The 13,059-nt window shown below is 51.1% G+C and carries 11 protein-coding genes; 4 read left to right on the forward strand and 7 right to left on the reverse strand.

Going from position 1 to position 13,059, the window contains the following annotated elements; translation table 11 throughout:
- Positions 1 to 55 precede the first annotated feature (55 nt).
- The 3 genes from ACY0JR_RS04250 to ACY0JR_RS04260 form a co-directional block, all read right to left on the reverse strand.
- A complete protein-coding gene (locus ACY0JR_RS04250; protein WP_462632651.1) occupies positions 56 to 619 on the reverse strand; it encodes a cupin domain-containing protein in 564 nt (187 codons plus the stop codon).
- A 2-nt stretch (positions 620 to 621) separates the two neighbouring features.
- Positions 622 to 1,509, reverse strand: a complete 888-nt coding sequence (locus ACY0JR_RS04255; protein ID WP_462632652.1) for a c-type cytochrome — start codon at positions 1,507 to 1,509, stop codon at positions 622 to 624.
- Between the two features lie 141 nt (positions 1,510 to 1,650).
- Complete coding sequence (locus tag ACY0JR_RS04260) at positions 1,651 to 2,190, reverse strand: hypothetical protein (protein ID WP_462632654.1); 540 nt, start codon at positions 2,188 to 2,190, stop codon at positions 1,651 to 1,653.
- Between the two features lie 315 nt (positions 2,191 to 2,505).
- Here ACY0JR_RS04260 and ACY0JR_RS04265 point away from each other — a divergent pair, with 315 nt between their 5' ends.
- The 4 genes from ACY0JR_RS04265 to ACY0JR_RS04280 all read left to right on the forward strand — a co-directional run bounded on the left by ACY0JR_RS04265 (position 2,506) and on the right by ACY0JR_RS04280 (position 5,486).
- Entirely contained in the window at positions 2,506 to 3,525 is a 1,020-nt protein-coding gene (locus ACY0JR_RS04265) for a helix-turn-helix transcriptional regulator (protein ID WP_462632655.1), read from the forward strand.
- Positions 3,526 to 3,625: 100 nt separating this feature from the next.
- Entirely contained in the window at positions 3,626 to 4,132 is a 507-nt protein-coding gene (locus tag ACY0JR_RS04270; protein ID WP_462632656.1) for a GbsR/MarR family transcriptional regulator, read from the forward strand.
- Positions 4,133 to 4,207: 75 nt separating this feature from the next.
- Positions 4,208 to 4,570 (forward strand): hypothetical protein, encoded by a 363-nt coding sequence (locus ACY0JR_RS04275; RefSeq protein WP_462632657.1) that lies wholly within the window; start codon positions 4,208 to 4,210, stop codon positions 4,568 to 4,570.
- Between the two features lie 4 nt (positions 4,571 to 4,574).
- Positions 4,575 to 5,486, forward strand: a complete 912-nt coding sequence (locus ACY0JR_RS04280; RefSeq protein WP_462632658.1) for a TIGR01777 family oxidoreductase — start codon at positions 4,575 to 4,577, stop codon at positions 5,484 to 5,486.
- Between the two features lies 1 nt (position 5,487).
- Here the strand turns inward: ACY0JR_RS04280 and ACY0JR_RS04285 are convergent, their stop codons facing one another.
- The 4 genes from ACY0JR_RS04285 to ACY0JR_RS04300 form a co-directional block, all read right to left on the reverse strand.
- Positions 5,488 to 7,629, reverse strand: coding sequence for an ATP-binding protein (locus ACY0JR_RS04285; RefSeq protein WP_462632659.1), 2,142 nt, complete (start codon positions 7,627 to 7,629; stop codon positions 5,488 to 5,490).
- Positions 7,630 to 7,879: 250 nt separating this feature from the next.
- On the reverse strand, positions 7,880 to 10,675 hold the full coding sequence (locus tag ACY0JR_RS04290) for an outer membrane beta-barrel protein (protein WP_462632660.1): 2,796 nt from the start codon (positions 10,673 to 10,675) through the stop codon (positions 7,880 to 7,882).
- Positions 10,676 to 11,273: 598 nt separating this feature from the next.
- The gene (locus tag ACY0JR_RS04295) at positions 11,274 to 12,464 is read right to left on the reverse strand and encodes an NRAMP family divalent metal transporter (protein WP_462632661.1); all 1,191 of its coding nucleotides are present in this window, start codon (positions 12,462 to 12,464) and stop codon (positions 11,274 to 11,276) included.
- Positions 12,465 to 12,528: 64 nt separating this feature from the next.
- On the reverse strand, positions 12,529 to 13,041 hold the full coding sequence (locus ACY0JR_RS04300; protein WP_462632662.1) for a hypothetical protein: 513 nt from the start codon (positions 13,039 to 13,041) through the stop codon (positions 12,529 to 12,531).
- Positions 13,042 to 13,059 lie beyond the last annotated feature (18 nt).

Raw genomic sequence — 13,059 nt, forward strand, 5'->3', positions numbered from 1 at the left:
AAGGCCTGTTTTCTGATAAACAGGCCTTAAATGCAGGAAAATTCAGCATCTGCCGCTAGGCGGGCTCCACGTAATAGCGGTGCAGTTCTTTGTCCAAGCCTTTGCATCTGGCAACGCGGGCCAGAAACCCGAAGAGGCGTTGCTGCAGCCGTAAGGGCAACCCTGGGAAGTAGGTTCCGCCTTTCTCAAACATGATGGCCAGGTGCCAGAGGTTGGGCGTTCCTTTCTGGTTGGTTTTGCCATCGTTCGCTAACCCATAGGCAATCCTGATCATCTGCTCAAACTGCCGGGCGGGCTTAATGGTGGTTTTGAACAGGACCGCCTCCAGCTGGCTTGGGTTGTAGAACCGGTGCACTGCTTTGGCGGGCACGGTGGCCACTTCGCCGGGCTTCAGAAAGAACTTCTGTTTGTCGCACTCAATTCCCAGCGTGCCCTGCAGCACTTCAAAGACTTCTATGTAGTCTATGTGGTAGTGCAGACCGTTGCCGCCGCCGGGGGCCAGCTCTACTTCTACTAACGTGTAGGCCCCGTTGGTTTCTGAAGCGGTTTTCAGAAAAGTGACTTTATCCTTGATGAGTGGGTTAGAAAGTGTTCTGGGTAAAGAGGAGGTAAGTACCATGCTTATGGAAGAGAATTACAGTATTGGTAGAGAGAAGCTAATTCTTGGTCAGTGTATTGGGCGGTCATTTTCCAGGGCATGTTGTCATTGCTGAGCTGCTTGCCTTCCGGTGTTTTGCCGCTACGCAGGGTCTGTATAAACTGAGCTTTGGTCCAACGGCCTACGTGGCCAGACCGGGTAATATCTGGGACGGGCGGCATGCCAGGCGCTATGGGGTCGCCGCCTTTCAGGTTGGCGTGGTGGCAGCCAGTGCAGGAAACGGCCAGGTATTTCCCAAAAGCCACTCCTTCCACCTGGTCTACTTGGGCCACCATGGGTTTAGCGTGGTCTATCTTCTCCACAGAGAGCAGCGGCATTTTGTCTAAGTAAGACAGCACCTTCGCCATGGGACCCAGCTCAAAAGGAGGTAATTGATGGTTCACGGGAGCCAGGTTCTGGCAGTAGGCAATGAGGGCGGCCATGTCCTGTTCAGAGAGCAAGGTAGTTTCATGCGAAGGCATAAACAGTAGCGGCTTCCCTTCCCGGTTCACTCCGTGCCGAAGCGCCCTAAGCCAGTCTGCCGGGCTGTAGTCGGCGGGTAAGCCGCCTTTGCCTTTGGTGAGGTTGGAGGAAACCAACCGGCCGAGGGCCGGATCCTCCATCATGACTTTACCCTCCATATTGGTTCCGTGGCAATCTGTGCAGCCTTTGATCACGGCTAAATGCGCGCCCTGGGAGATCAATGTGCTGTCCTGCGAGAGCGGGATGTTCTCAGCGGCAAACGCATACTTCTTTTCTACCCGCTGCCCTATGTTGTAGGCCACATAGACGTAAGAAAAGCAGAGCAGCAGCGCCAGCGAACCAAGCGCAAGACCGGTCCATTTCAATAGTTTCTTGACGATGGGTTTCATAAACAAAGATTTAGGAGAAGTGAGAATGGGATAAATCAGCGAAGCGATCCAACAGAGGCTACTTTTGCTTTAAAGCGCCCCACGCTTCGCGATGCTCTCGCCCCAATGCATGAAGCTTTGGGACGAGAGCCAGCAGATGGTTTAATGGAGGAGCGTGACGTCTGTGAAAGTACCGCTAGTGATGGTGGTGGAAGACGCACCGTTCATCCCGTACAGTACCGTCCCCGAAAATGTCCCCGATACTTTTTTGGTGCCTCGGTCTATTTTGGTGATGGTCACTTTGGCTTTGCCACCCGGGTAAACAGATGACCATACTCCGCCGTCAAAGTCAAGGTAGGTGAGCATCACCGTAGCGTCTTCGCCACTTCCCTCTTGCGAGGTGTTGTACTCATAGGTTCCTTCAGCGGCGGGCACCACAAAGGCGATGGTGGCCGTTTTGCCGTTTACTTGGTTAGAGGGGCCCGTGGAAAAAATAAGGCCGTTGTCTTCCACATCGGCTGCGCCGAGCGTGAATTTGAGGTCTGTGCTGCCAACCTTTGCTTTGATGTTGGCTTGCCCAATGGGTGCTGGTTCCGGGTCTTTGTCGTCGTTGTCATCGTTGCTGCTGCAACTTACAGAGCACACGGTAAGCATGGCCGCCAGGGCATAGAAAATAGCTTTTTTGAAATAAGTGGTGAACATGAGGGTAAAATTTGAAATGGGTTAAACAATGGTTCCGCCTCAGAACAGGCTAAGCACGTGAGGGTTGCCTCTGTCTTTCTGTCTGATGACGTTGCAAAGTTGGGCCCGCTGGCAGGAAGAATGCCTACGCCAAAAGGATTGAATCCTACGCAAAACGGATTCTTTGCTGGCAGTTGCCGTAGGGGAAATGCAGCCCTTCTGTGTCTCTAAAACAGCTACCTGTTTAAGCTTTCATTTTCCAGCTCTTCCTTATGGAAATCAGGAAGTTAAAAGGTAACTTAGAACACATCTCTCACCTGCTCTTATAGATCACCAATGGCAACTACCATTATAAAGGCAAGCGACCTCTTCGAATTTGAGGTGATGCCCACTGTTCCCAAAAGAGAAGAGCCACAGGAATGGCAACTGCTGAATCCCGCTGTGAAGGTGTGCCACCCCACTGCCGGAGAGATTACCATCAAAAACATTTCCTTCCCGCACCTGCACTTGATGGAAATGAACTGGCAAACGGCCTCTGAGCCAATAGAACTCCATGATTCTACCCCCACAGACCATATCAATATCAATTTCATGCTGGGCGGAAGTATGTATTCCCGTTTTCAGGGCCTACGCCATGACCTGGACATGCAGCCGCTGCGCCACAACCTGGTTTACCTGCCCGAAGGAGGAGGAGCCAATCAGGTGAAGGGGAATGATGCCATCGCTATGTTGCACCTTACGTTTGAGAAAGATTTTTTTGTCTCGGCCGTGGGCCAGGACGATGCCTGGGCGGAACAGGTACTGACTCATCTGCACCACCAGCGGCCTTTTTCCGGGGTAAATGGCACCGGCTCCGTTACCCCGCAGATGGCCCACCTCATTGACGGCATTAGGAACTGCCCCGGGGCGGGTCCGCTGCGTAACCTACTGGTGCAGTCCAAAGCGCTGGAACTGCTGGCTCTACAGATTGAACAGTTCAAAACCCCCACCCCCACCAAGGAAACCTTACGCCCCCACGAAGCCGAAAAGCTGCACCACCTGAAAACCTATCTAGACACCAATTTTCTGTCTGAGATGAGCCTGACGCAGTTAAGCCGACGCTGCCTGCTCAATGAGTTCAAACTGAAAAAAGGGTTCAAGAGTCTTTTTGGCACCTCTATTTTCAACTACCTGCGCAAGCTGCGCATGGAGTACGCAGGCCAGATGCTCAAAGACGGCACGCTTACCATAGAGGAAATAGCAGATGCGCTAGGCTATGAACATGCCCAGCACTTTTCCATCGCGTTCAAGAAATACGCAGGCACTACGCCTTCCCATTTCCGCACCTCCCCAGAAAGACGGCAAGTACTGGTCTAGGAATTAGGTTTCAATGGTCTACTTTCCTCACTTGTACTTCTTATCTAAAAATAACTTTCAATATTTATTGAAAGTTAGAAAACTTCTTTATCTTTGAGCCATGGAGTTAGCAGAGGCAAAGCAGCGGTTCATTGAGGCTTGGGGTAAATTAGGCTCTGAGTGGGGTATTAACCGCACCATGGCTCAGGTACATGCCCTGCTTCTTATTTCGCCGGAGGCGTTGACCACCGAGCAGGTAATGGAGCAGCTTCAGATTTCGCGCGGCAATGCCAACATGACCTTGCGTGATTTGATTAACTGGGGTCTCATTGAAAAACAGCACCGCAGCGGAGAGCGCAAAGAATACTTCTATGCCGAGAAAGACGTCTGGACCATTGCTCGCCAAGTAGCCAAAGAACGGAAACGCCGCGAGCTGGAGCCAGTTCTGAAACTCTTGAACCAATTACAAGATGTACAAGGAAACGAGAACGACCCCGAGTTCCAAACCTTCAAAACCTCGGTGACTGATATTAACAAGCTAGCGTCTAACGTGGACAAGACCTTGGAAACCATGCTGAAAGCCGAGGAGAACTGGTTTTTCGGGTCTATCTTCAAGCTGTTCAAATAGCTATTTTTTTGCCCAATATGTTTCATTTTTTACTGAAAGTTCAATAAAACAATTCACACTTTAACCTTACCTACTATGAATTACTTTATCCTTACCTATGCCATTTATTTGACCGTCAGCATTGCGCTTACTGTTTGGGTAGCCCGGGTTCTGTTCAACAACGGCCGCATCTTTCTGGTAGACATCTTCCACGGAAATACTGATCTGGCAGATTCTGTGAACAAACTCCTAGTGGTGGGCTTCTACCTCATCAACGTTGGCTACATGACCCTCGCCCTCAAAGAAGTGGGTTCTATTGCCTCTGCGCAGGCGGTAGTGGAAGTATTAAGTTACAAACTGGGCTGGATCATTCTCATTCTGGGAGGCATGCACTTCCTCAATCTCACCATCTTCTTCAAACTACGAGCCCGCGCACAGCAGCAACTTCACATTCAATAAGGGTATGGCTAAGATTGTACTAGCGGGAGGCAGTGGCTTCATTGGTCAGTTGCTCACCCAACATTTTATTGGTAAGGGCGATGAGGTCATCGTCCTTACCAGAACTCCGGCTACCGGTAAAACGCTGGGGCAGCACGTCTTCTGGGATGCAAACACGCTGGGAGATTGGGTGCCTTATCTGGAAAACGCAGATGTGCTCATCAACCTCACGGGCAAAACCGTAAACTGCCGTTACCATGAGAAGAACAAGCGCGCAATCATTGCTTCCCGCGTGAACGCCACCCAGGTTCTGGGCGAGGCACTAAAGCAGTTGAAGAATGGACCCACAGTCTGGCTGAACGCAGCCTCCGCCACCATTTACCGGCATGCCCTAGACCGTGCGCAGGATGAAGAAACCGGCGAAGTGGGCCAGGGATTCTCCGTTGCCGTTTGCCAGCAGTGGGAAAGCGCGTTTTTTGCCCAAAAGCTAGAAAACACCCGCAAAATAGCCCTCCGCATTGCCATTGTGCTGGATAAAGACGGCGGCGTGATGCCTTACTACCTGAACTTGGCCCGTTTTGGTTTAGGGGGCCGACAGGGGAACGGCTTGCAATGTTTCAGCTGGATTCATGCCCAAGACCTGCTGGGCAGCATTGATTTTTTACTGCAACACGAAGAACTGGAGGGAGTCTTCAATCTCTCTTCCCCCCGCCCAGTTCCCAATCATCACTTCATGCGCGCCGTTCGGCAAGCATTGAAAGCCCCCTTCGGGTTGCCTGCCAAAAAGTGGATGCTGGAGATTGGCGCGTTTGTTTTAGGGACAGAAACGGAACTGCTCCTGAAAAGCCGATGGGTGGTTCCCAAACGGCTACAGGAGGCGGGTTATCGGTTTCAAGTACAAACCATTGAAGAGGCGGTGCGGTTATGCATGCCGTAGCCTACTGCCTAAAGTAAACCTTAAACGTAGAGCCTTTGCCTTTTTCGCTTTCCACTTCAATAGAGCCGCCGGCGTTTTCTACAATGCGTTTCACAATGTAGAGGCCAATGCCGGTGCCTTCTACGTGGTCGTGCAGGCGCTTAAACATGGTGAAGATTTTGGCCCGGTCTTCTGGTTTCATGCCTAAACCGTTGTCTGAGACAGAAAAGACAATAAAGCCGGGAACATGCTCCGTAGTCACCTTTATTTCCAGCGGACGTTCTTCTGAGCGGTATTTCAAGGCGTTGCTCAACAGGTTGTAGACCACGCTGCGCACGTTTTTAGCCGAGAACTTAACGGTTGAGTTAGGTGCCAGGTGGGTTTCTATGTGAGCGCCAGATGCTTTAATCAGGTTTTCAAAATCCAGTTGCACATCGGCTACCACCTTGGCCAGGTCAATGGAAGCCACGTCTTCATCGGCTTCGCGCTGAATTTTGGCTACTTCGGTTAAATCTGCCACCGCCCGCTTGAATCTGCTCACAGAGGCATCCATCATGCGCAGCACCCGCTGCACTACATCCTGCTGCTGAATCTCAGGGGGTAAATGATCCACCAATGTTTCCACCAGGCCTTCAATGTTGGAAATAGGAGCCTTCAGGTCATGCGACGCGGAATACACGAAGTTGTCCAGATCAGCGTTGATGGCGCGAAGCTCCGTGTTCATGGCCTCAATCTCTTGGCGGGCTTCCACCTGCTCATTTATGCTAATGGCCACAGCAATAATCCCAATAATGGAACCCTGTTGGTCGCGCATAGGGTGGTACACAAAGCTGAAGTACATCTGCTCCATTTTCCCGCTTCGCTCAAGCAGTAAAGGCAATTCATTGTTCACGTACGGAACTCCCGTGTTGTAAACGCCATCCAGCAATTCCTTGATACCTTGGTCTTTTACCTCGGGCAGGGCTTCCAGAATTGGCTTGCGCAGCACGTCTTTCTGCTTTTTCCCCCACAGTTCACAGATACCCGGGTTAGCCAATTCCACCACGTGGTCTGGGCCGCGTAGAATACAGATGGCTACTGGCGCTTGCTGAAACAAGTTGGTGAGCTCTGCCTGTTGCCGGGCGGCTTCCTCACGGGTTTGCACGCTGGAGATGGAAGTGGCTATCTGCCCGGCCAGCAGGTCATGGAAATTATGGTAATCGGTGTCATATTCCAGCCGGGGGCTGATGCCTGACACAAAGAACCCGATGAGCTGGTCCTGACCCGACCGTAAGATGGGAAGAATAACAGCTTTGCGCGAAGCCAGTTCACCCTCCTGGTGGTGCTCTGGAAAGCCTAAGGCTTGCAGGTTATCTAACACCAGCCCCTGCTTCGACTGCATCACTTCCAGAAAAGGCCATTGTTTCCTGGCTTCGTGTTCCTGCAGCACCAAGGTCTGTTCCATTTGCGGCGGCACTTCTCCAGATTGCCCTAACAGCGTTACCTCGGTCTGCCCCGGGTTTAAAAGGTAAATCTGGCTAAACGGAATATCTCTTTCATTATGGGCCAGAATGTCACAAGTGGTTTGGCAGGCCTGGTTCAGGGTCTGGATCTGGGGTTGCGCCTCAGAAATATCTTTGAGGGTTTTAAGCCGACGCTGACCCAGAATGGTGCTGGTTTCCTCAGAACAGGCGCAAAACACCCCGGCCGCTTTTCCTTCATCATCAAAGGCGGGGCTGTAGGAAAATGTCCAGTAGGTTTCTTCCCTGAAGCCTTTCCGGTCCAGGTACAGGAGCAGACCTTGGGCAAAGAAAGGCTCCCCTCCCGCTAAAATCCGTTCGGCAATGCCGCCTACATCGCTCCATATTTCGGCCCAAACCTCTCTGGCCGAGGTTCCCAGTGCCCACGGGTGCTTTTTCCCTAAGGCTGGCAAATAGGCATCATTGTGAAAGGCGTACAAACCTTCTGACCACCAGATGAACATGGGGAAACCAGAATTGAGCAATAACCGGATGTTTGCTTTCAGACTCTGTGGCCATTGGGCGGGACTGCCCAGTGGGTGCGCTTCCCAATTATATGCCCGCATAAGGGCTCCCATCTCCCCGCCCCCATGAAAAACCAAGAAGGAATCTGGGCTTACTTCACCTTGGGAAGAACTGGGCGTAAGGGAATACTTATCAGACATATAGAAACTTCATTTTTAAAAACACCCTATAAAAGGCACTACAAGTTCTTTTATACGGGCAACTACCAGAAAGACGTATAAACCACGAAAACAGGTCTACTTTATGCCAATGGGGCAAGGTCTAACTAAAAAGAGCCCTTGTTTTAGGGCTCTTTTTACAATAATAGGCTAAAAATAGTTACAAAACCTTCCTACTTCAGATTTACCCAGACAAAGATTCTTTTTCCTTCACAGCCCCCTGCCGCTAGGCTTAAAACCGGAAGAAGCTGTTGGTGCCGCCTACTTTACCCCCAAAGTTGCGGATGTTGTACGTGAACGTGAGCAGGGCATACCGGGTGAGCACCTGCGTCTGCACATCTTCTACCAGGTTCTCCCTGATGCTGCGGTACACACTTATGTTCTGGTTCAGCAAATCATATACTGACAGCTTTAGCTGGGCACGGTCATTCTTCATAAACAGGAAGGTCACGCCGGCGTTCAGGCGGCTAATGTCTTTCCGGAGGCCGGGGGCCACGTTGGAATTGAAGGTGTAGTCAAAGGTAGCTTCCCACACAATCCGTTTAGGGGTGCGCACTACTACTCCGGTTCTGGACGTGCGGGTATTGAAGCTGATGTTCTGGAAGGTGTTGTCTTCGTACCAGCTGCGGCGGTTTCCCAGCGTCAAACTCTCATTGAACTCAAACTTGTCATTCAGGTTGATGCGCGCGTTCAGGCTGGGGTTTACTGAGATGGTCTGGCCGTAGCTGCGGAGTTCGTTCAGGATGATGAGGGTGCGCACGTAGTTCATCCAGACGGAGGCCGTCAGGGAAAACTGCTTTTTGCCGTCAAATTTCCAGTCTTTGGTAATGTCGCCGTTCGCGTTCAGTTGCCAGTTGCCGTCTGTGTTGATGGGGCGGGTAGTTTGCTGGCCGGTAGTTTCATTGACGGTTCGGGCGCGGGTCACGGCATCCTGGCTGAAACTCCCCGACAGGTACGCCCAGTAGTTGATAGACCGCTTAGTATCAAACTTGCGGTAGTTCAAATTCACCGAGTTGGAGATGGTGGGCTTGAGCCCTGGGTTGCCGTACTGGATGAACAAGGGGTTAGATTGGTCGGTGACGGGTTGCAAATCGGCGGCCGAGGGCTCCCGTACGTTCACGTTGTAGCTGAGGTTGAATTGCTTCCAGTTCGCCGTCAAAGACGGAAACGCATAGAAATACTCCTGGGTAATGGGTTGCAGTTTCTGGAACGTATTGTCAATGTTGAGCAACGTAAACCGCACGCCCGGTTGCAGGGTCAGGTCCTTGATTTTCCATTTCACCCCGGCGGTCACGTAATTGCGCCAGCCACTGCGCTCTACCTCATCTGACAATTCCGACAACAGCACCTGGTCATCAGGTCCTTCGCCCCCCAGGTCAAAGGTGTTCACGTAATTCTTGTCTTTGAAATACTCAGAATTAAGCCGCAGCACCCCGCTCAAGGTTTTGCTGAAGGGCTCTGTATAAGAGAAAGAGGTGTTGACTGACCGGTTGGTGACTACATTGTCCCGCAACTGGTCCAGGGTTTCGGTGTACGGGTTCAGGCCATAATAATAGCTTTCCACCTGGTAAAACTGGTCCTGGTCGCCGTCATTGAAGTTGTAGGTCCCATAGAAGTTGAACTGGCGGCCTTTTTTCTTGCGCGAGCTTCGGTCAAAGGAAAGGTTACCCGAGAAGGTGGTGGTGTTATTTTCCAACAACTGCCGGTTTTCACTGCTGTTGAGTGGTTCATTTACACTACGGAAAGTGTTGGTGAAAAGCCCTTGGTTGGAAGCCCCCCGCGCCAGCACCACGCTAGGCGTGAAACTGAGGTTGGTCAACGAGTCTATTTTCCAGTCTAGCCGCCCGCCAATTCTGTGGTTTTGGGAGTTGCTGTTCTGGTCACGGACGCGGCGCGAGGTGAGGGTGTCATTTTGCAGGTTTTGCGCTGAATTCACCAACTGGTTCAGGTCAGCGTCAATGCCGCCGTAGAAGTACTGCAGGTTCACTTTCAGCCCGCCTTTGAGCAGCGTATTGAAGTTACCGCCCGCGCCGCTAGACCTCTGAATGCCTTCCTCGGTACCGCCAAAAGAAATGCCGTTCACCGCGAAGCCGCCGTCGCTCCTGACCATGATGCTGTTCATGCCGCTGCGGTTAAAGCCCCCAATTCTGGAAATATCCTCAAAACCGAAGGCTGGTTTGTTCAGGTTATTGGAGTAGCCCAGCAAACTGATTTGCGTGGTATCTCTAAAAACGTTGAGAATACCCCCGCCTTCATAGCGGCTGTCTGTGCCGGTACCGGCGTACACTTTCCCGAAAGCGCCTTGCTTGATGCCTTTCTTCAGCTTCAGGTTAATGACCTGCGGAATTTCGTTCACCGGCAAATCGGGGTCTCGCCGCAGAGCGTCGGGGTCGTTCACCACCTGCACTTTCTCAATCATATCGGCGGGCAGGTTTCTTGAAGCCACTTTCGGGTCATTCCCGAAAAACTCTTTCCCGTCTACCAGAATCTTGTTCACCGACTTGCCATTCACCGCAATGTTACCGGAACCGTCTACCGTTACTCCGGGCAGCTTTTTCAGAAGGTCTTCCAGCAGCGCCGTAGGCAGGGTTTTGAACGAGTTGGCGTTAAATTCCAGCGTATCTTTTCTTACAATGATGGGCGGCGCCTCAGACATGATGATTACTTCGCCCAGCAAGTGGTCTGCCTGCTCCATGTTGATCTGCCCCAAATCCAGCTCTGCATTACCAGAACTCAGCGAAAACTCCTTGCGGTATACCTTAAAGCCGGTCATGGTGATTACAATCCGGAGCGGTTGGTTCAGCGCCAGACTCGGCACCCGGAAGTTCCCTTTTTCATCGCTTACCCTGAACGTAACCAAGGTAGTGTCCTGGGCCGTGTAGACCGCAATGGTGGCGTAAGGCAAGGCCTCTTTGTGGGTAGCGTCCCAGAGTTTCCCTTTCACCTCTCCTTTCTGGTTCTGGGCAGAAGAGACGGTTGAAAAGCAGAGGCAAAACAGGAAAAGAAAAGTGGGTAGAAGTGTTTTCATGAGCCGGAGATAGAGGAAAGAAAGTGACCGCACACTGGTGCAGCGTTCTGGTATTAATGTTAGGAAATTTCCGGCAGAGCACTTCTTTGGCCCTTTCACATTTAACAAACATTAACATTTAGGGATCTTTTGTTCACAACCCGTTTTCTGGAGAAGAAAGGACATAATCACCGAGGACCTTTCCATAGGCTCTCGCCTCACTGAAGTTGAAAACTTCAGCCCATGGTAGGTCCAAGTTGAAAACTTGAACCATGTTTTACTGCATTTCTTCACCGTTTCTACCACTTTCCCCAGTTCCAGTCTTTCCCGAGCGAGCCTCGCTTTTGGCCATAGAATAGCGAAACTAAGCGCAGAGGACACTTCAGGCCGAAAGGGCAGTGCGAGAGGGGAAGACGAGGCCTCGCGGCCGTGAGCGCTTACCAGAAAAGATGAAACAACACAGCACCTGCACCCACGCAAAAAACAGCCAAGCCAAGGGAACTCCGTAAGGCATGCACCAATTTATCTTCAGAAGCCAACTCTGAGCAGATGCTTCTTGAAAAGACCTCCGTTTAGAAGTTGATTTGACAAAAATAGCCCGAAAAAGAAAGCTGATATGTCACTCCAAAAAGCTCTTGATCTGCTGCACCAACGTAGCACCCGCCATCCAAGACATCACCAACACCACCACCAATCCAAACAACGTCAACAGCCTTGGATGTCGGTACTCGCTCATCAGACTCTTTTTGTGCGCCGCCACCAGCATAGTTCCAAGAGTAACAGGCAGGACAAAGCCATTCAGCAAACCAGCCCATACCAGCAACAGCACCGGCTTCCCAATGGACACGAAAATAACCGTGGAAACCACAATGAACCCAATAATAAACCAGTTCTCATTTTGCGCAATACGCGGATGAAAAGACTTGATAAACGAGACCGACGTATACGCAGAGCCCACCACCGACGTAATCGCCGCCGACAACATCATGATGCCAAACAGCTTGTAGCCAATGGTACCCGCTGCCAGTTCAAACACCGAGGCCGGTGGATTGTCAGGGTTCAGCACGTTGCCGCCTTGCAGCACGCCCAAGGTGGCTAGAAACAGAAACACCCGTATGAGAGAGGCCAGTGAGATACCAGATACAGCGCTCGTCGTCACTTGCCCCAAGGCTTCTTTGCCCTTGATACCCGCATCCAGCAAGCGGTGCCCACCCGCGAAGGTGATGTAACCGCCCACCGTTCCGCCTACCAGCGTGATAATGGCCGAGAAACTTATCTGTTCCGGCGCAAAGGTCCGGAGGGCTGCTTCCGCCACGGGCGGCGAAGAAACCCAGGCCACATACAGAATCAACCCAATCATGAGCACGCCCAGAACCTGCGCAAACCTATCCATGAGTTTACCGGCTTCGCGCACCAGGAAAATACCAATCGCCACTGCCGCTGAGATTACTGCTCCCGTTTCCACGGAAAGCCCGGTGAGCACATTAAGCCCCAAACCCGCGCCCCCTACGTTCCCAATGTTAAAGGCAAAGCCACCCAGTACAATCAAGAAGGCAATAAAGCCGCCCAAACCCGGCAACACCGCGTTGGCAATGTCCTGCGCCCGCTTCTCCGAAATGGCAATCACGCGCCACACGTTGAGCTGCACGCCAATGTCCAACAGAATGGAAAGCAGAATCACAAACCCGAAGCTCGCGCCCAGGCTTTGCGTAAAGACGGTGGTTTGCGTCAAGAAGCCGGGGCCTACGGCCGAAGTCGCCATCAGGAAAGCGGCACCCAGCAGCACACTCCAGTTTTTGGGTTGTTTCATAAAACGCTCTCGTGCAAGCGGCGGCCGAGTCTGGAGGCCGCCGCTTACGCCATGTTATCTGAAGTTATTTTTGCTGTATAATATAATCTGCAGTTACTGAAAATGCTGTATCTTTTTTCCCTAGGCGGGGAATTACAATCAAACCAATCCATTTTTTACCCTTGAATTCACCCTTTCTTAGATTAGCATCTTCTGCTATAAACTTGATAAAAGCAGTGTCTTGGGTTCCACTGACAACTTTAGTAGTATCAAAGTAAAGGTTTGACCAGCGGATGGAGTCCTGATGGAATTTGAATATCGGGCTTACACTATCTGAATTGTATAGTGTTTTATGGTTTGAAATAAATAACTTCAGTCTATACGTCTCACCATTTTGAACAGTGTCCTTCTCTGTGAATACGAAACCAAAGCTAGTAGTCTTCGGAAGGTTTTTATAGTTCTTATGCTTATTGTATTTAAAATCAAACTCTGATGATACATTCTTGTTTAACACAGAGTTTGCTGATTCGTTTATAGTATTCGCGGACTCACAGGAAGCAAAAACGGCTGTAGAAAGTAATAGAAGAAGTATTCTCATATATTATAATTCCATAAA

The organism is Rufibacter sp. JT3400010 (assembly GCF_054956755.1).